This is a genomic window from Myxococcus sp. NMCA1 (assembly GCF_026810205.1).
GTDB classification, from domain to species: domain Bacteria; phylum Myxococcota; class Myxococcia; order Myxococcales; family Myxococcaceae; genus Myxococcus; species Myxococcus xanthus_A.
The window spans coordinates 6745550-6762709 of record NZ_CP113950.1 but is presented as its reverse complement, the minus strand read 5'-3'; the positions used below and the strand labels follow the sequence as shown (position 1 = coordinate 6762709).

Sequence of the window (17160 nt, the reverse complement as noted above, 5' to 3'; positions counted from 1 at the left end):
GCGCTCAATGACTTTGCGGGCATTTCTCGCCCGCCTGCACTCACAAGGGAAGTCGGTTCTGGCGCGGTAGCAGCAAGTACAGACTGTAGGCGGAGATGGCACAAGTGGGGCTGTCGGCCCGGTTGAAGTCCCGCACCACCTTGTCCCCCACGGGCGCCTCGGCTTCGAGCTCGCGCCCCGCGCCGTAGGTCTCGTCGCGGTTGGTCTCGTCGGTGAATAGGAAGAAGAGCGCGTCCGTGCCCGCCTCCTGCATCGCCGCGAGCCGGTGCTCGCGCCCGCCCAGGCGGAAGACGGCCACGCCCGGCGAGGGCAACTGCTGCACCGTGCCTCGGCGCCCACGCCGCGGAAGCTGCCCCAGGGGGGCTTGGGACTGCCCACTGCGAGTGCAAGGCTGGCCCCGGCGCGAGGGCCACCGCAGGACGGGTGGTGTTTGAGGCGCAAGCCATCGCCAACGGGCCTGGCACTCAGCTCGGAGGCCCCGTCAGCGGCCTTCTTCCTTATGCTCCTCGTGGACTCCTTCTGGCGCTGCCTCCGTTCGCCGCACTATCGTTGGCGAATGGCGATCTTCTGGTACCTGCTGGTCACTCTGCTCGGCGCGCTGGGAACCCTCTCTGTGCTGCGCGTGCTTGAGCGGCTCGTGTTCGGCGGCGGCAGCGGCCCCCTCTTGGTGCAGGCCGGCATGGGGCTCGGTCTCCTGATGCTGGCGAAACGGGCGCTGGACAAGGCGCGCGCGTCGCGACGCCCGGCCCGGCCCGCCGGGAGCAGCGATCCGAATCCTTCCTAGCGCGGGGCGGGGCGGGCGAACCTGGATGCCAGGAAAGGCATACGTCCAGGGCGGGGCAGGTCCATTTCAATCCCAGACATCCGCGCCTGCGTCAGGCATGGGCACGAAGGCATGCAATACTTTGCGCCGCGCGGCGGCGTCAGTCGGCGGAGGCGCGCGTCGAAGCGGGTGCCGCCGCCGGGCCGGGCCCCTCGTCCTCCAACGTCACCCGGTGAAGACGCCCCAGCAGATGTCGTTCCGCGCCCGCTGGTCTTCGAGGACCAGCTCACGGAGGGGAGCGGGGATTCGTTTCCGCTGCCATCCGAGCTCCTGCATCCGGGCCCCTTCCGCGTCACCCTCGGATGCCGCCGCGGCGGCGGCCCGGATGGCGTACGCCGCCGCGCCCAAGTAGTGCGCAGCGACGTGGGCGACGGCCACCGCCTGGCCTGCCGCGAGCGCAGCGAACCTGGCTGGGTCAGGCAACCCACGAGCCGCGGCGTTGGCCACGAACGCGGTTTGGTGGGCGTCACGCATCCGCACCTCGCCCCTGATCCACGCCCGTCCCACGGCGATGGCGTCACGGGGGCGCGCGTCCTCGGGGCACGTGCTCTCGAAGAAGGGCAGGACGTGGTCCGCGCAGAGGGCGGCCCACTCCGCGAGCAGGTGGTGGTCCTCGTCGGTCAATCTCCCGCCACGACGAATCGTGATCAACCTGGGGTCTCGCTCTTTCGGCAGGATCGGCATGGACAGATTCTCGCCCAGCCTCCTCAGCCGCGCGATGGGATCGGCGATGGGCGGCACGACGGGGACCTCGTGACGCGCTGTGCTCCCCCAGGCCGGAGCGCCGGAGGCGAGCACGGCGCCGCAGGGCGCGGCGAGGCAGGAGCCGAGGAATGCGAGGGGCCATGAGTGGACTGGGCGGGCTGCTCAATCAGGACACTCGCGGTGAACGTGTTCGCCTGCGTCAGGTATGGTAGGGGCCCCAAGCCCGCCGGCGTGTCGATGTCTGAAATCAGCTCCCCTAACCCCTTGCGCACTCGCAGCCGCAGGGGACAGGAGGACGTGTTACGATTCGACGAGCCGATCTGGCGCAGGGGACGGCGGGCCTGTTTCGAGCAGTCGACCCAGGCGGAGCGCAGTGCGGCCTGACCTCCCAGCGCTTGGTGACGGTGGTCATCCTTGGCGTGAGCGTGCGGGGCGTGGTGGGCGACGTGCTGGTGCGCCGGTGCGAGAGCAGCCAGCGATAAACGTTGGTGGCCTCCGGCTGAGTCGGGGCCGCGCCCCAGCCGATGTTCCAGTGGTCACCTCGTTTTTCTTGTTACCTGCGGATGTGTGTTCGAGGCAGGTCATGCCATCCGCGAGTTCTGCCCCGTGAGAGCTGGCGAGTGCGTCCAGCCCCCAGCAGGAGCATGAGCGCTCCGAGGAGTGGCACCGAGGAGGTGGTGGTGCAGCCAGACTTTGACGGAGCGCCGCCATCGCCGTCAGGGACGCCGTCACCACCATCAGGGATGCCGTCACCAGCGTCCGGGACGCCGTCACCAGCGTCCGGGACGCCGCCATCCGTTGAGATGATGCACCCGGGTGTTGGCAGCCCGCGAGGGTAGGTCTCGCAGATGCCCTGGAGCGTGCCAGGGTCGATGATGCGCTTCTGCGTATCGCCCCATGGCAGGAAGCGAGACATCGTGGAATCGGTGCGTGTCAGCAGGGCGAACCCCAGCCCCTCGCCGATGGAGCGCGTCACCAGGCTCTGGACGTCTCCGATGACGCAGCCGGGCTCGATGACTCCCTCGTCGCAGGGGGGACCGTCCAGCGTGGTGAGCATGCCATTGCTATTGTTGAGGCTGATGGCGGTGCCGAGAATCTCACCGGTGGACAGCCGGAAATAGCTCGTCTCATCGACGACATCCTCCGGCGCGAAGGGCCAACAGTCATACTTGTCGGCACAGGATTCATTCTGCCAGCAGGCATCGTCATCAGGGACGATGTCCGGGCAGTTCACCTGGCGGAAGGTCACCAGCATCTTCCCGTCGAGAGGTTGCGGTGCGGGATGGGGCACATCCTCGCCGGGCGTGAACACCAGGTCCGAGCAGCTGGCCACGGTCTGGTTCCAGGTGTTGAACGCGGCGGTGACCGCGGCCCTCTCTTCAGCGGTCGGGTGGCCACCCGAGGTGGTCATCGCATAGGTCACGGTCCTGTTACCGCGGCACAACTCCAGCCCTCCGTATCGTGTGCGTTCGTATGGCTGTGCCTGCGCGCTGGGCACACCAAAGAGGATGACGAGAGGAATGAGAAGAAAGACTCTGGAAGGGGGCATGTCCGGATAATCATAGACGGTGCGGGTGACACGCCGCGAGTTCCGGCGCAGGTCGAACAGATGTTCCGGTTGATGTCGAATGCGGCTTCCAGGTACGCCGAGTGTCCCAGGCACCCAGGGCGCGCACTCACGCGCGCCTGCGCCATGCGGACGGGTGACGCTCGATGCGAAGGACCTGCCAGTCCGGCTGCGTCCGCTCATGGACCAGCAGGTCGCGGTGCGGGTGGTGGAGATGCTGTCGCGGCGGGAGGGGGAGCCCGCTGGACGACGCGGGGGCGCGTGTCGCCGCCCGGGCCGCCGGGCAACTCGCGCACGAAGGGCTTTTCATCGCTCTTCAAAGCATAGCGCTCGGAGAGGAGGGGGGCGGTAGCGGCCGGATAGCCCTCCTCCTTCGCGAGGAGCAGTGCCCACGGGGCCGCATGCCGGAGCAGCGACAGGGAGACCGGCAGGACGGTGGGAGGTTCGCGAGGAATGCGTGGACCGGCTCGACGGACGAAGCCGCTCGTGTCGGCCACGCATTGGAATACATTTCGGTTTCTTCTCTCCCGAGAATGGAGAGGCTCCCCTCGGTTGGGCACGATGGTCCATGCCTTCGTGTCCAGGGAGGATGTCTCATGGCGTTCGTCGCGGCGTCGTCTGGCGAGACGGCTGTCCAATGGCATGCGTGTTTCGAAATCGGCGCGCGTGCGTTTGCGGCCCAGCCGGAACCTCGTGCCTAACCTGGAATTGGCGGCGCTTCGCGGTGATTGTCTTCAAGCCGCGCCGCCATCCCCATATCCAAGTGAAATGGAGCAAGACGATGAATGGCAGTCGAGTGGCCCCCATGTGCCGATGGATGTGTGTGGCCTTTGCGTTTGGAGTTTTGGGAGCGTGTGGGCCGCAAGTGGAGGAGGAATCCCTCGTGGCCGAGGAGGGTTGGACGGAAGTTGAGTCGTCCTCAAACAAGGTGCGGGCGTTGCCACTTGACCCGTACGCCGATGCGGTCGTCCAGAGCGGTGTCATCGCCGTCATCAGCCCTGGCAACGCGGTGGGCGCGCCGGATGGGAATGTCGCCAGCATCCTGAGCCTCCTGGGGGGCTCGCTGCTGCTGGACATGGGCGCGGGAGAAGAGGGCACGGGCCCTCTGCGCATCTATTTCCGGGGGCTGTCGTTGTCGGTGATTGCCCAGGTGGATTTCCTTCGTGAGGACCTGAGTCTCATCAGCACGGGGCAGGCGACCCTCCTGGACCTGGGGATCGGTACGCACTCCGCGCTGGTGCCCTTCAGCAGTGCGACGCCCTACCGGTACGTGCGGCTGCGGGGGGACTGGCCGCGCTGTACAGCGTAGACGCCGTGGAGGACATGGGCTTTGGCGGCGGTGTCTTCTGTGGCAATGGTCAGGTGGAGGCCGAGGAACAGTGTGACGATGGCAATCTGGTGTCAGGGGATGGCTGCGGCGTGAGTTGCCAGGTGGAGGCTGTGCGTGAACACGCCCGGTGGCTATGACTGCGTTGCCGGCGCCTGCCAGCCTCCCACAGTGCAGTGTGGCTCCCAGTGCGTGGATGTGTCGTCGGATGCATCCAACTGTGGCGCCTGCGGCAACGTCTGTGACGTGGGGCAGGCCTGCTCGGAGAGTGCTTGTGTGGCGGATGAAATCAAGCTGCAGATCGCCACGTCGTGGGCGCGCGCGGGCGATGGGGACCTCGTCGTCCGGACGCCCACGGGGAAGTTCATCCACGGTGGCAACCGGGGGCCCGGCGTTGAGACGGACTACGGAGCGCTGGACCGGATTGCGTCATCCGGGTGGGGGCCCGAGCGGGTCATCTGGTACGCCGGTGCGCCTCCGCCGGCGGGCCAGTACGACGTCTGCTTCAAGGCCGCGGCCTACCTTCCGCCGCCCTCCTCGCAGGATCCCGTCTCATACACCGTCACGGTGAAACGAATCGGCCAGCCAGACCTGGTCGTCTGGCGCTTCGCCTTCAGCGCGGGCACGGGGGCCGATTGCTCCCCGGACCACCCGTCGTACGTCATGTCGTTCTCGTACCCCAGTGGCCCGTAGATGACGTCATGAGCTGAGAGGACCTGGTTCCTCGCGGCACTGCCTGTCGTCGCGAGGAACCCGGTGATGGAGCCAGCTCCGTGACGTGACCTCGGGGGCCAGGTGTCACGAGTGCGGTGCCCCTCTCGTGCCTGTCACCGAGCCGGGGCGAGGGCGCTGGACGTTGCCTCGTCCTGGGTGGGCATCGGTGGGGTGGGGTGGACGTCGAGGTTGCCTGCAAGGGGGTTCGCCTCCGTGAGAGGCAAAGCCTTGCCCCCCGAACCTCAGTCGGTCGGCTTCTTCCCCGGGATGAAGACGGGGAGCACTCGCTCCTCCAGCCACGCGTCCATCATCCCGTCCTCGAGCAACTTCCCGACGACGTGGTAGCGCGACACCATCGCGGGGGAGGTGAGAGCGTCCTCGCAGACGACATTGGCTTCGCCCAGATAGGACGAGTGACACATCCACACCCGCGCGCTGTCATTCCAGAGGAACCCGACGTGGTAGTCGAGCCCGACGACGTAGAGCCCCGCGCCGGCGCGCCTTACGCGGTCGATGACCCCGGACACGGGACGGCCGCGAAACCGCCAGGTTTTCGTCGGGGGTGCCAGCGTCTTCACGATGTACTCGGCGGGCTGCTGGGCCATCCGCATGCGCTCGATGCGGAAGCCGGCGTCCCGCAGCACCGTGGAGACGAAGTAGCCACAAGCGATGCTTCCTGTGCGCGGTGTCTGGCTGTCGCCGTAGAATTCCCACGGCGTGCCGTACCAGGCGGGCATCAGCTGTCGGGTGATGGCATCGAGCACGGTTGCGCGGGCCTCGTCGCGCAAGGCCATGCGCCCGGCGCCGGGCTGGTGCCACCGCGTGCCGAAGGCGTGTCGTCGGGTCTCCAACTCGGAGACCATCTCGGCATAGGGCCGCTCTGGAAGTGGGGGCTCTCGCTCCGCGTCGACAGGTGCAAGGGCGAGGAGCAGCAGAATGGGAACCATGCAACGCTGGACGCCTGGACACGCGCGATGGTTCCCAGCGCGGTGTGCGTGCGGCGGCTCGCGTACCAGCTTGGCGCGACGCCCCTCTGTGCCAACCTAGGTGAGACAGTTCGTACCCAGCAGTTGAGTGTGCAGGGCGACTCAGGGAGGGGAGGGCTCAGGTGGAGTTCGGGAACTCGGGTCGGAGTATGTCGACGATAGAGGGCCGCCAGAGAATTTGGAGGTCCGCTGCTCGCAGCTCGCGATTGATTGGAAGCACATGCGGGACTACACCTCATGCTCCTTTGTCCCAAAGACGTTCACATCGCGTATCGGGAGAGCCCACATGATGAAGGCCATCAATCTGCCGGATAGACCCGCACCCCAATTCTATAGCCAGGCCATCGAGGTCACCGACGCGAAGCGCACGCTGTACATTTCAGGCCAGGTCGGCGTCGCTCCGGACGGAAGTGTTCCTCAAGGTGTCGAGGCGCAAGCGCGTCAAGCGCTCGCGAACCTCAACACCCTGCTGCAGCAAGCCGGCATGACCAACCGAAACATCGTCAAGTCTACGATCTATCTGACGGACGCTGCGCATTTGCCGGGCTTCATGGCCGCCGGCGCAGGTGCGCTCGCGTCGCCGCCGCCTGCGACCACGCTGCTCATCGTGAAGTCGCTGTCAGACCCGGCGCTGCTGATCGAAATCGAAGCCATCGCGGTAGGGTGAAGCGCGGCGCCGACGTCGGAATGAGAGGTCGGCGCTTTGCGTCGCGCGTGACAGACGTGTTTCATGGGGCGCCTCACGCAGTTGTGTGGGGCCCCTGCCCTGGATCGAGGCCGGGGTGGCCGTTCCGGTGGCACCTCTCCCGTGCTCACGGCCACCTCGAAATAGGCGCGACCCGGCTCGAACCCACGACCGGCCTGGGCAAGTCGATCATGGAAAGGGCCTCCTTGGCGAGCACGAGTCCCTGCGCGGGCGCGCTCCATCGCCCGGATGATGGGCGGTCGCCCCGCCCAGTTGGCGCTCGGCCCTCCTCGTCCCTGCTGCTCCAGCCGGCCACCCTCAACAGACTCCCTCTCCGTCTCATGCTCTCGACGAAGGTCACGTTGGCCGAGTATTGGCCACGTTCGCCTCGGAGCGGTTGCGGTTGCACGCGGCCTTGTCGGCGCAGTCGCGGAAGCAATCGCCGTCAGCAAGTTGGGTGGAATGCGCATCGGCGCATCGGCTACGTTGCGCCCTTTCGGCGCAACGAAAGGCGTGCAGGAAGCTTCGCGCGGGGTCGACGGTTGCTCGCCGGTTCTGCCGCTGGAAGGAGCTGGAGATGGAGCGCAACGACGAGAAGGGGTTCTTTTCCTGGGTCACCAGCCTGGTGCGCGACCATCGTGGCGCGCTCGCGGCGGTGGCTCGAAACGAGGGCCTGCTCGCCGACGACGCGCTCGACGCCGTCCAGGACGCCTTCGCGACCTTCCTCGGCCTGCCCCATGCGCGGAAGCTCGCGTACGAGGAGGACGACAGCCGCAACCTCCTCGCGATCCTCGTGCGCAACCACTCGCGGAACAGGAGGCGGCGCCACGAACTCGCGCGGCCGCATCTCCGCGACAGCGAAGTGGTCGAGAGCCTGGCCGACGATCGGGAGAGCGTCGATTCGCTCATCGAGCATGCCGAGGCGCATGTGCTCGCCTTCCAATGCGTGGAGAAGCTCGCCGCGGTGCAGCGCCAGGTGGTGACGCTGCGCCTGCTCGAGGATCAACCGGGCGTCCGCGTGGCGAATCTCCTTGGCACCACAACTGGCAACGTCGCCGTGCTCCTGCACCGCGCGAAGCGTGAACTCCGCGAGTGCATGGAGGGGTAGCGCGCTCAGGCGGCGGCGCGGTGGAGCTGCTCGGCCGGCTGCGGCTTGCGCTGCGCCAGCCAGACCCGCGCGGAATCGGCCATGGTGACGATGGCGGCGCCGATCATGATTGCATCCTTGACCACCAGCCGCCCGCGGCCGCTCAGCCACGGAAAGCCGTGGTGGGCGTCGCCGAGCGCCGGCACCCAGCTCTCAGGTGTGGTGACGAGAAAAGAGAGCGTCACTACCGACATGCCGATCACGAGGGCGCTGCCGATCGCGCCGAGCTCGGGGCGCCACCAATGGGCGGCGATGAGCAGGCCGAAGAGCACGATCACGCCGCCGAGCAGGTAGGAGAACCCATAGGTCCCGTTCGCCTCGTGCCACGCGCGGTTGGCGGGAACGAGCGCGCCTTCGGCATTCATGTGCTGCCGGTATTCGGGGGCGTCGTACGTATAGACGAAGCTCATGACCGGGCTGTTGGCCACGAAGGGGACGATGCCGTCCGCTTCGTATTCGGCTACCTTGAGCGCGCCAATCCAGACGAGGACGACGATCAGGCCGGCGCGAAGGACGTTCATTCCGATGCGGTCGGCACGGGCGGCGAGGCGGAGGAGCGACTCGATACGGGACAAAGATGGATCTCCTGTTGTGGGATGCGCTCGAGCCCACGGTTTCGGACTCGAACGCTCGCGCTATGCAGTAGTCAGGTTTCGTCCCGCCCGGGCATTACACGGAGCATGCGTTGCGGACCGCCTGGTCCACGGCCTCCGAGACCTCCAGCCCGGCGCACAGGTTGGCGACAGCGGGGGACCGGTGATGGGCGGCGACCCCGTTGATGCCGGCGATGATGCTCGACAGGGAGCCCTCGCCATCACAGTTCAGGATGCGGACAGGGTGCAGCGTCACGGCCTGTGGGCCTGAGGTGGGCCGCCTGCCGCGGATGCGCCATGCCAGCGCGAGGGCGGCGTCATGTTGAGCCCGCTTGGACGCCGCTGCCGCGCGACTTCCGCAATCCGGGACACCGAGTGCCTCAGGTTTCTGAGTACGCTCGTGGAAAACACCGACATGTTTCAGCCGGTGACCCCGAGTTCCTCGAATGAAGCGTTCCTGGCATCGTCATTGCTTTCGAGGGCGAGGTCGTTCCTGGAGAGGAGTGCTACTTGAACTCGGATCAACTGCGTCGGCTCTTCGCTCGAGCGCTGAGTGCATCACTGGCGTCCCCGCTGCTGCTCACCGGTTGTTGCAGTGGGGGTATTTCCCTGGAAGGCTACTCACCCCCCCATCTGCGATGATGGAAGACTGTCGGTCCGAGGGCTGTCTCCCGCGACACAGACGGACTTCGTCGAGATGAGGCTCCTCGCCGACCTGTACACCACGCCCCGGCAGCAGACCCTCGTGTCCTCGGGGACGCCGTGCGAGACCGCCACGCAGCCGGTGGCGTGTAACGCGGACCTCGAGGCCCTCTCCTCCGAGGAGGGGTTTCGCTCCCGCTGCGAGCCGGACTGCTACGCGTACTACCTCGTGACGACGCGAGGTGATGCGGTGGAGGCACACACCTCTCAAGAGGCGCTCCAGGCCTTCCTGGGCGACATCGACACCTCTCAGGAGGCGCTGCTCCAGGTCTTCGCGGGGGGCTACGACCTGAACTGCACCGAGTTGGAGAAAGGCGCGGTGAAGGCCAACGCGGACGGGACCTTCAGCGTCGTCGCCACGAAGGGGTTCGCGTGTGGAGAGGGCTCCAACCTGACGCAGTATCTGCTGGAGGTGACACCCTCGGGCGAGGTGCAGGTGAAGCAGACCCGCATCCTGGAGCGGGGCACGAAGGGGTGCACCGTGGGGCGCAGGCCCGCGGGACTCCGCTCGGATGGCTCGGTTGCATGCGCGGATGAGCTGGGTCAGCACTTCGCGCTCATCGCCCACCTGGAGGAGGCCTCCATCACGGCCTTCTTGAGGCTGCGGGACGAACTGGCACTTCATGGCGCGGCGGTCGAGCTTCAGCAGGCGGCGCTGCGCAGCGCACTCGATGAGGTGGCTCATACGGAGGTGTGTGGACGACTGGCGCGTCGTCATGGCGCGACGCCTGAGCGCGCGGTGGTGGCGCCGCTCCCGCCCAGGCCGCTGCTCGAGGTGGCGCTGGACAACGCGGTGGAGGGCTGCGTGCGCGAGACGTACGGCGCGCTGCTGGCTCACCATCAGGCCCTGCACGCGGAGGACGACGAGGTGCGCGAGGCGATGGTCCGTATCGCCGAGGACGAGACCCGGCACGCGGACCTGTCCTGGGCCATCGACCGTTGGGCGGTAGAGCGACTGCCGTCCGCCGAGCAAGAGGCGGTGCGCGCGGCACGTCAGCGGGCGGTGGAGGCGCTGCGTGCCGAGGTTTCCGCGCCGACCGATGCGGCGCTCCTGCGGGCGCTGGGGCTGCCCGAACCGGAGGTCGCCGTTGCGATGGTGGACCTGCTCTCGCGGGAACTTTGGAATTGAGGGTCCTCGGCGGATGCTCGGCGCGCGAGCCCTCCGTGGGCCTGGGAACTGAGTCGAGCGCGCGTCCGGTCCATCCACGGTTTCGGCAAGAGTGGGTGGACCCGGCGGTTCGCGGCAGATACCGGGTGTGTGAGGTGGCTGTACGGGAGGGGACCTACGGATGTGGATGGCAAGGGTGTTGGTGCTCGTATGCCTGGGTAGCCTCGCCGCGTGTGGTGATGCCGAAGAGACTCCATGGCAGGAGCCGGGCCCGCGCAACGAGGACTGCGCTGGCGGAGAGCTCGCGCATCACCTCGGCTCCTCCTCCATCCCGTCGAAGCCGTCGCCCTCCATCGGAGGTTGGGGCCGCCGCGCCTTCTTCACGGGCAACCGCCAGCCGTGGCGCACGGAGAACAGGCGGACGAGCGCCCCTACGACGATGCCGGCGAGCAAGGCGATGCGCTTGTGTCCCGACAAGGAGAGCGCGAGGCACACCGCGCTCGCCGCGAGCGCCGCCAGCGCGTAGTAGCCGGGCTCCGGTCGCATCAGGGTGGGCGTGCGCTGGATGAGCACGTCGCGAATCATCCCGCCGCCCACGGAGGTGATGATGCCCATGAGGAGGGCCGTCCCGGGCGACAGCCCCACCTCCAGTGTCCGCTGCGTCCCCGCCACCGCGAACGAACCCAGCGTCAGCGCGTCCAGTGACATGAGCAGCTTCACCGTTGGCCCGTGCCGCAGCTCGAAGATGAACGCCGTGAAGGCGCCGCCGAACGCCGCCACCAGATAGGACGGCCGCACCAGGACCAGCGGCGGCCCCGCCTGGAGGAGCGTGTCCCGGAGGATGCCTCCGCCGATACCGGACACCAGCCCGAGCACCAGGAAGCCCATGAGGTCCAGCTTCCGACGCTCGGCCAGCAATGCGCCGAGCACCGAACCCGCGAACACGCCCAGCAGGTCCACGACGAGGGTCCCCAGTGAGAGGACATGCTCCTGGACCTCCGGTCTCGACAGGTCCGACAGGTCGATGTCCATGGACGTGCGCGCGCGTGCGGCGGCATCCGCTCCACGCCTCCTTCACCGCACGCTGGGGACGCGCGCGCGCGTGGGCAATCGCGGGACGACGCGCCGGGTGGCGGGATGCACGGCCCCTCGCCTGGGAAGGAGGACACAGGCAACCGTCTCCACCACGCACGGCATCGTCCTTGGCTGGGCCTGTGGGACCCGAAGACGGACGCCCGCCTGCCGCTGACCCACAGGGACGCGGTGCGCAACGACGGAAGGGACCGCATCCTCATCGCCCAGGTCCCCGTGGCCCGCTGAAAGACGCGTCGCGTCGTGCTTCACCTTGCCGGTGGCGAGGACCCGGTGGTGGTCGCGAAGAGGTTGAGGTCGAGCACCTCCGAGAGGTGCCGGATGGCCCGCTGGCTCCTCACGCTGTTGCCGAAACGGTCCAGTGGAGGGCTGAACGCGGCGATGGCGAGCCTGCCCGGAACGACGGCGAGGATTCCGCCGCCCACGCCGCTCTTGGCGGGCAACCCGACCTCGTATTGCCACGTGCCCGTGTTGTCGTAGAGGCCACTCATGGTCATCTCGGCGAGAATCCGAGGCACGTGCTCCGCTTTGACGGCGCGTTGCCGGGTGAGGGGGTTGATGCCCCCCGCGGCGAGGGTGGCCCCCATCACCGCCAGGTCATAGGTCGTCAAGCCGACCGAGCACTGGCGCGTGTAGACGTCCGTCGCCTCCATGGGGTCGCTGTAGAGGGTGTGGCTGCTGTCGAGCAGCCACGCGAGGGCGCGGTTGTGCTGATTGGTCGCGCTCTCCGAGCGGTAGACCTCATCCATGACCTCGAGCTTGCGGCCCGCGAAGGCACACACGGTCTCGTGAATCTTCTCCCAGCGGCGCGCCGCCGAGTCCGCGGGAATCAGGCTGACGGTGGCGATGGCCCCTGCGTTGACGAAGGGGTTGAGCGGCTTGCCGTCATGCACCACGAGCGCGTGGACGGAGGCGAAGGACTCGCCGGTGGGGTTGTCGCCCACCTTCTTCCGGAGGACTTCGGCGCCCACCTCGTCGAGCACCCGCGCGAGGGTGAACACCTTGGAGATGGACTCGATGGCGAACTCAGAGCGGGTGTCCCCGGCCTCCGTCGCCTGTCCGTCCGCGGTGATGACGACCAGCCCGAAGCGGTCGGGTTGGACGCGCGCGAGCACCGGGATGTAGCTGGCGTTCTGTCCTTCCTTCAGGTCCAGGAATCGCTGATGCGCTTCAGTGGTCGCCGCGCGGATGGTGGCGGGTGTCGTCGGTGCGCCCATCGGGTTGCCTCCTGTCGTGTGGAGTCATGGGAGGCCAGGCCTCCTCGTCGCCTTGCGTCGGAGCCGCGCCGGGGTGGCCCGAGGCGCCGGGCTTCTCCCAGTTGAAGGGGGCCATGTCGCGCGCTCCCGCCGCCGTGCGCCAGCTGGCCTTGCGCCGCGCATAGAGGATGAGGGGGATGGCCACGAAGAGGATGTTGCCGGCGATGAGGATGAGCACGTACGTCATCGGGCTGCCGACCTTGATTTGCGACGGCGGGATGAAGCTGAGCACGAACGCGACGAGCGCTCCGATGAGGCCCGCTCCGCCGATGACCCACATGCCCACTTCTCCACCTGGGACCCGGTAGGCGCGCTGAGTGTGCGGCTCGCTGTAGCGCAGGTAGATGGCGGCCGAGAACATCAGCATGTACATGAGGAGGTAGAGCGTCGACGTGAGCTGGCTGAGGATTTGATACGCGGCCTGCACCGACGGCAGGATGACGAACATCAACGCCAGGAAGGTGACCACCATCCCCTGCACGATGAGGATGTGGCTGGGCGCGCCGTGTCTGTTCCGTCGCTGGAGGAACGGCGGCAGATAGCCCGCCCGGCCCACGACTCCCAGCGCCGCCGAGGGGCCGGAGACCCACACCGTGACACTGCCCAGCACGCCCAAGAAGAGGGCCACTGCTATCGCCGGTGACAACCAGGCCATCCCAAATGCATTGAAGAAGTCGCGGTACGAGACGAGCAGGCTCTGCGTCAGGTTGATCTGCGTCTTGGGGATGATGACGCTGATGGCCAGCGTGCCGAGCACGAAGATCACCACCGTCGTCACCGACGCGATGAGGATGGCGAGCGGATAGGTGCGCGAGGGGTTCTTGGCATCCACGACGTGGATGGCGTTCATCTCCATGCCCGCGTAGAACAGGAAGATGGACGCGGCGAGCACCAGGTTTCCGAACTGGCTGAAGTCGGGAATCACCTTGTCCCAGCCGAGCTGAATCTGGATCGGTCGTCCCGAGGCCAGGTACGTGAGGCCGAACACGATGAGCAGCGCGGCGGGGATGATGGTGCCGATGAGGCCCGCCCACTTGGATATCTTCGAGGACGTCTTGAGCCCGCGCAGCGAGACGAAGGTCGCCGCCCAGTACAGGCCCAGCACGATGAGAATCGTGTAGAACTTGTTGCTGGAGAGTGCCTTGTCCCACGTCTGGTTGGGGCCGACGAACGCCAGCGCCACCGCGCCGAAGGTGAGCACCGTCGGGAACCAGATGGTCGACTCAATCCAGACCAGGAAGATGGCGAGGAAGCCCCAGCGGGGACCGAAGGCCTCGCCGACCCAGCGAAACACACCGCCCTTCTCGGGCCAGCCCGTGGCCAGCTCCGCCGCAACCAGCGACACCGGGATGAGGAAGAACACCGCGGCGAAGGTGTAATAGAAGATGGAGGTCAGTCCGTATTCGGCTTCCGCGGGCATGCCGCGAAGGCTGACGACGGCCGTGACGTTCATGATGGCCAGCGTGAGCACGCCCAGCTTGGGCGCCGCACTGGCGGCAATGGGTTTTCTGGTCGTCCCCGACTCCATGGAGTCTTCCCTCCGTCCTGGTTCGTGTGGTGTTTCAGTAGCGGTACTGGAGGGTGAGCTGTCCGCGGACGGCCTGTCCGGACTGGCTGTCGATGGCGCGGTTGTAGCCCCACAGCCCCTCGACGCCGGCCAGGACGCCCTTCATGGGTTTGGCCACCAGGTTCAGGGACGCGTATTGCGACCGCCGGAAGCTCTTCGCATCGAGCGAGGCTTCGAGGTCCCGGTCCCAGAGCTTGAGCCACCCATAGGTCGCCGTGGAGCTGAGCATGTGGGTCCACGCGTAGGTGAAGCCCGCGTAGGCCCCGAGCAGGGGGATGGCCTTGAGCGAGCCCGCTGTATTCAGCGCGGCGTCGTACTGCGCGCCGCCCGTGTCGTTGAGGTACGCGCCCAGGCCCTGTCCGCCGGAGATGCCGGCGAGCAGCGTGTGCTTGTGGGCGAAGTGGTAGGCGCCGGTCAGGTTGCCGCCGATGCCCAGCACCGTCTTGCTGTCCTTGCTGTCCTTGGACTGGATGCCCACCGCGCGCACCAGGCCGGCGAGCTGCAGGTGGCCCCAGCCTCCCTCGCTGCGCCAGGCGACGACGCCGTCGGGGAGCATGTCGCGCGGCTCTCCCGCGGACGTGGGCACGTTGGAGCCAGGCTGTTCCATGGCGACGTGGAGGAACATCCGTCGGTGCTTGTCGTGAGACAGCAAGTGGCTGTAGCGCGCCACGGCGCGCTTGGTGAAGACGAGCGCGTTGGGGCCCTCGAAGTCGAGGGTGCTCGGGTAGGCATCGACGTCCGCGAAGGTCGAATCGGTGAAGCCCGCCAGCACGCCGCCCAACTGCGCGTAGGCGTAGTTCGGATGGAAGCCGAAGGTGGGTTTGCTCTGGGCGAAGCTCGTGTTGAAGAGCAGCTTCATCGGGCCCAGCTCAGTCTTGCTGCGCATCTCCAAGGAGATGTCGGACGGGTTGGCGGTGGCCGTCGAATGGGTGCCCGGTGAGTGGAAGAAGGGTTGGCCGCGCACGGGGATGGCGGACGTGGTGAACCAGGTGGGCGTGCCCAGACGCTTGGAGCTGACCGTGAACGCGGTGGTGGCGCCGATGCCGATTTTCAGGAAGACCTTCGTGGCCGGAATCCGGAAGTAACCGGGCAGCCTGGTGTCGAACACCCCGTGGTCGGGCCGTGGAGCGAAGGCCTGGGTGTTGGAGGGGAGCATCAGGTCGAGGAAGGGCAGCTCCAGGAGTGCCAGCTCCTCAGCGGGCGACAGGGGCGCGGGGGACGTGTCTGTCTTCGCGTCCTGGCTCGTGGAGGACTCGGGTCGAGAGGAGCCTTCCGTGGAGGGCTCCTGGGCCTGGGCGTCCCAGGCGGGGGTGCTCAGCGCAGCCATCAGCGCGATGGCGACGCCGCGAACAGGGAGCTGCTGAGAAGGGGCTGAAGAAGTCATCGGGTCCGTTGCCACCACGGCGAAGTGGCTGAAAGCGTAGGGACCCATTGGTGCCAGTCATCCCAGCCAGGGAGTCTTGCCCGACGTTGGAAAGCGGGCTTCCCTCCTGCCCGTACGGAAGTCGCGCGTGCGGGACTGTCAGCGCGCGCGGGAGTGCGGCAGGCCGTGGTGATGCGATTGGATGAGCCACTGGACGAGCGCGCTGCCCGCGACGGCGACCACGGTGAGGACGAGCGAGAGCGGCTGGGTTTTCGCGGAGCTGGCGAGGAAGGTGATGAGGACGACACCCATCAGTGCCGCGCCCACGCCAATGACGGCGCGCGAGGCTCCCGTCTGGCGCGCGAGCTTCCAGCACGCGACGTGGACCGCCATGTAGCTGATGAGGAAGGTCGCGCTGGCGACATTGGCGATGGCGCCCAGGCTCATGGTGTTGACCATCACCAGGATGGCGACCACGCCCCACATGAAACCCTTCGTGCTTTTGCCCTTGAGGGGCGTGCTGAAGGCTTGGGGGAGTTGGCCGGCGCGAGCCTGTGCGGTCGACACGTTGAGGGCGGCGAAGAGCGTGGCGTTGATGGCCGACGCGGTGGCGAGCAAGGCCCCGAGCGCGACGATGGTGAACCCCGCGGAGCCGAGCACGGGCCGGGCCGCCTGGGCCACGGCGGTGTCCGCGTTACGGGCGAGCTCCGCGGGTGATACCAGGGACAGGACTGTCACGGAGAGCCCCACGTACAGCACCGTCACCACGCCGATGGCCAGGAAGATGGCCTGGGGAATGGTCTTCTTGGGATTGGCTACATCCGACGCGGCGTTGGCCATCATGCCGAAGCCCGAGTAGGCGAAGAAGCACAGCCCCACGCTCGAGATGAGGCCGGTGAGCCCCAGGTTGTGGTGCGTGTTCAGGTGCTGCGTTCCGCTCTGGGCCATGGAGTAGATGCCTACGGCGAGCAGGCCGCACAGGATGATGAGCTTGATGGACACGAGGGCGACCTCCGCCTTGCCCACCGCGCCAGAGCCGACGGCATTCAGGACCGAGAGCAGGATGACGATGACCGAGCCGAAGATGCTGAACCAGAGGTGTCCTCCGCTCGGGAGGAAGAGTCGGGTGGCGTAGGCTCCGAACGTCTTGGCCACCATGGCGATGCTGATGGCCAGGGTGATGAGGTAGATGAGCGAGAGGGTCCCTGAGACGAGCCCTCGCCCGAAGCCTTCCTCGAAGAAGAGGGTGATGCCGCCGGAGCTGGGGTAGCGCGAGCCGAGCTTGGCGTAGGAGTAGCCAGACAAGAGGGTGACGACTCCCGCGAGCGCGAACGAGAGCCAGGTCTTTGGGCCGACGAGCAGCGCGGCCTGTCCCAGCAGCGCGAAGATGCCGGCTCCCACCATGGAGCCGATGCCGAGCGCGCTGACCGCCCAGATGCTCATCGTCGCCCGCCGCGCGGGCGGGCCCTTCGTTGGTTGTTCCGCCATGAGGTGCCCTCGCTGTTGGCGTTCCACCTGGCTCCGC

The 17160-nt window shown here is 67.3% G+C and carries 19 protein-coding genes; 8 read left to right on the top strand and 11 right to left on the bottom strand.

The features are described from left to right. Positions 1-40: 40 nt before the first annotated feature. Positions 41-322, bottom strand: a complete 282-nt coding sequence (locus OZ403_RS27775; protein ID WP_268782195.1) for a DUF1684 domain-containing protein — start codon at positions 320-322, stop codon at positions 41-43. Positions 323-556: 234 nt separating this feature from the next. On the opposite strand from OZ403_RS27775, the gene OZ403_RS27770 reads away from it, so the two are divergent. After that, positions 557-784, top strand: coding sequence for a hypothetical protein (locus OZ403_RS27770; RefSeq protein WP_140856298.1), 228 nt, complete (start codon positions 557-559; stop codon positions 782-784). Between the two features lie 204 nt (positions 785-988). Here OZ403_RS27770 and OZ403_RS27765 read toward each other — a convergent pair whose 3' ends face one another. Together OZ403_RS27765 and OZ403_RS27760 are read right to left on the bottom strand one after the other, a co-directional pair. After that, positions 989-1564 (bottom strand): putative immunity protein, encoded by a 576-nt coding sequence (locus tag OZ403_RS27765; RefSeq protein WP_268782194.1) that lies wholly within the window; start codon positions 1562-1564, stop codon positions 989-991. 517 nt (positions 1565-2081) lie between these two features. Continuing rightward, positions 2082-3077: an MYXO-CTERM-anchored inactivated metalloprotease gene (locus OZ403_RS27760; RefSeq protein ID WP_328285470.1), complete on the bottom strand. Its 996-nt coding sequence runs from the start codon at positions 3075-3077 to the stop codon at positions 2082-2084. Between the two features lie 955 nt (positions 3078-4032). Here OZ403_RS27760 and OZ403_RS27755 point away from each other — a divergent pair. Genes OZ403_RS27755 through OZ403_RS27750 form a run of 3 tightly spaced genes read left to right on the top strand, consistent with a single transcriptional unit; the run spans position 4033 to position 5115 of the window. Further along, positions 4033-4404: a hypothetical protein gene (locus tag OZ403_RS27755; protein ID WP_268782192.1), complete on the top strand. Its 372-nt coding sequence runs from the start codon at positions 4033-4035 to the stop codon at positions 4402-4404. A gap of 14 nt (positions 4405-4418) precedes the next feature. Beyond that, positions 4419-4562: a DUF4215 domain-containing protein gene (locus OZ403_RS39510; RefSeq protein ID WP_328285469.1), complete on the top strand. Its 144-nt coding sequence runs from the start codon at positions 4419-4421 to the stop codon at positions 4560-4562. After that, on the top strand, positions 4540-5115 hold the full coding sequence (locus OZ403_RS27750; RefSeq protein ID WP_268782191.1) for a hypothetical protein: 576 nt from the start codon (positions 4540-4542) through the stop codon (positions 5113-5115). Before OZ403_RS39510 ends, OZ403_RS27750 begins: the two co-directional genes overlap by 23 nt. Positions 5116-5378: 263 nt before the next feature. On the opposite strand, the gene OZ403_RS27745 is transcribed toward OZ403_RS27750, so the two are convergent. Next, complete coding sequence (locus OZ403_RS27745; RefSeq protein ID WP_237077459.1) at positions 5379-6083, bottom strand: hypothetical protein; 705 nt, start codon at positions 6081-6083, stop codon at positions 5379-5381. Between the two features lie 325 nt (positions 6084-6408). Here OZ403_RS27745 and OZ403_RS27740 point away from each other — a divergent pair, with 325 nt between their 5' ends. Both OZ403_RS27740 and OZ403_RS27735 read left to right on the top strand, forming a co-directional pair. Continuing rightward, positions 6409-6789 (top strand): RidA family protein, encoded by a 381-nt coding sequence (locus tag OZ403_RS27740; RefSeq protein WP_237077458.1) that lies wholly within the window; start codon positions 6409-6411, stop codon positions 6787-6789. A gap of 595 nt (positions 6790-7384) precedes the next feature. Then, complete coding sequence (locus OZ403_RS27735) at positions 7385-7915, top strand: RNA polymerase sigma factor (RefSeq protein ID WP_237077457.1); 531 nt, start codon at positions 7385-7387, stop codon at positions 7913-7915. A 5-nt stretch (positions 7916-7920) separates the two neighbouring features. On the opposite strand, the gene OZ403_RS27730 is transcribed toward OZ403_RS27735, so the two are convergent. Both OZ403_RS27730 and OZ403_RS27725 read right to left on the bottom strand, forming a co-directional pair. Then, positions 7921-8529 (bottom strand): DUF417 family protein, encoded by a 609-nt coding sequence (locus tag OZ403_RS27730; RefSeq protein WP_140794365.1) that lies wholly within the window; start codon positions 8527-8529, stop codon positions 7921-7923. A 94-nt stretch (positions 8530-8623) separates the two neighbouring features. After that, entirely contained in the window at positions 8624-8803 is a 180-nt protein-coding gene (locus OZ403_RS27725; RefSeq protein ID WP_201799737.1) for a hypothetical protein, read from the bottom strand. Between the two features lie 441 nt (positions 8804-9244). Between OZ403_RS27725 and OZ403_RS27720 the strand changes: the two genes are divergently transcribed. Continuing rightward, complete coding sequence (locus tag OZ403_RS27720; protein WP_268782189.1) at positions 9245-10378, top strand: ferritin-like domain-containing protein; 1134 nt, start codon at positions 9245-9247, stop codon at positions 10376-10378. Between the two features lie 288 nt (positions 10379-10666). On the opposite strand, the gene OZ403_RS27715 is transcribed toward OZ403_RS27720, so the two are convergent. Then, positions 10667-11389, bottom strand: coding sequence for a trimeric intracellular cation channel family protein (locus OZ403_RS27715; RefSeq protein ID WP_268782188.1), 723 nt, complete (start codon positions 11387-11389; stop codon positions 10667-10669). Between the two features lie 105 nt (positions 11390-11494). Between OZ403_RS27715 and OZ403_RS27710 the strand changes: the two genes are divergently transcribed. After that, positions 11495-11677 carry a hypothetical protein gene (locus OZ403_RS27710; protein ID WP_140794362.1) on the top strand — a complete coding sequence of 61 codons (183 nt, stop codon included), beginning with the start codon at positions 11495-11497 and terminating at the stop codon, positions 11675-11677. Between the two features lie 20 nt (positions 11678-11697). Here the strand turns inward: OZ403_RS27710 and glsA are convergent, their stop codons facing one another. The 4 genes from glsA to OZ403_RS27690 all read right to left on the bottom strand — a co-directional run bounded on the left by glsA (position 11698) and on the right by OZ403_RS27690 (position 17123). Further along, a complete protein-coding gene (gene glsA / locus OZ403_RS27705; protein ID WP_268782187.1) occupies positions 11698-12666 on the bottom strand; it encodes a glutaminase A in 969 nt (322 codons plus the stop codon). After that, entirely contained in the window at positions 12620-14233 is a 1614-nt protein-coding gene (gene gadC, locus OZ403_RS27700) for a putative glutamine/gamma-aminobutyrate antiporter GadC (RefSeq protein ID WP_140794360.1), read from the bottom strand. Before gadC ends, glsA begins: the two co-directional genes overlap by 47 nt. 34 nt (positions 14234-14267) lie before the next feature. Then, entirely contained in the window at positions 14268-15704 is a 1437-nt protein-coding gene (locus OZ403_RS27695; RefSeq protein WP_268782185.1) for a DcaP family trimeric outer membrane transporter, read from the bottom strand. Between the two features lie 90 nt (positions 15705-15794). After that, the gene (locus OZ403_RS27690) at positions 15795-17123 is read right to left on the bottom strand and encodes an APC family permease (RefSeq protein ID WP_268782184.1); all 1329 of its coding nucleotides are present in this window, start codon (positions 17121-17123) and stop codon (positions 15795-15797) included. Positions 17124-17160 lie beyond the last annotated feature (37 nt).

What these genes read in the sequence shown, in the direction of transcription:
- OZ403_RS27770 (WP_140856298.1), top strand. Translation starts at nt 557, where the DNA reads ATGGCGATCTTCTGGTACCTGCTGGTCACTCTGCTCGGCGCGCTGGGA.
- OZ403_RS27760 (WP_328285470.1), bottom strand. Translation starts at nt 3,077, where the DNA reads ATGCCCCCTTCCAGAGTCTTTCTTCTCATTCCTCTCGTCATCCTCTTT.
- OZ403_RS39510 (WP_328285469.1), top strand. Translation starts at nt 4,419, where the DNA reads ATGGGCTTTGGCGGCGGTGTCTTCTGTGGCAATGGTCAGGTGGAGGCC.
- OZ403_RS27745 (WP_237077459.1), bottom strand. Translation starts at nt 6,083, where the DNA reads ATGGTTCCCATTCTGCTGCTCCTCGCCCTTGCACCTGTCGACGCGGAG.
- OZ403_RS27740 (WP_237077458.1), top strand. Translation starts at nt 6,409, where the DNA reads ATGATGAAGGCCATCAATCTGCCGGATAGACCCGCACCCCAATTCTAT.
- OZ403_RS27735 (WP_237077457.1), top strand. Translation starts at nt 7,385, where the DNA reads ATGGAGCGCAACGACGAGAAGGGGTTCTTTTCCTGGGTCACCAGCCTG.
- OZ403_RS27720 (WP_268782189.1), top strand. Translation starts at nt 9,245, where the DNA reads ATGAGGCTCCTCGCCGACCTGTACACCACGCCCCGGCAGCAGACCCTC.
- OZ403_RS27715 (WP_268782188.1), bottom strand. Translation starts at nt 11,389, where the DNA reads ATGGACATCGACCTGTCGGACCTGTCGAGACCGGAGGTCCAGGAGCAT.
- OZ403_RS27710 (WP_140794362.1), top strand. Translation starts at nt 11,495, where the DNA reads ATGCACGGCCCCTCGCCTGGGAAGGAGGACACAGGCAACCGTCTCCAC.
- glsA (WP_268782187.1), bottom strand. Translation starts at nt 12,666, where the DNA reads ATGGGCGCACCGACGACACCCGCCACCATCCGCGCGGCGACCACTGAA.
- gadC (WP_140794360.1), bottom strand. Translation starts at nt 14,233, where the DNA reads ATGGAGTCGGGGACGACCAGAAAACCCATTGCCGCCAGTGCGGCGCCC.
- OZ403_RS27695 (WP_268782185.1), bottom strand. Translation starts at nt 15,704, where the DNA reads ATGGGTCCCTACGCTTTCAGCCACTTCGCCGTGGTGGCAACGGACCCG.
- OZ403_RS27690 (WP_268782184.1), bottom strand. Translation starts at nt 17,123, where the DNA reads ATGGCGGAACAACCAACGAAGGGCCCGCCCGCGCGGCGGGCGACGATG.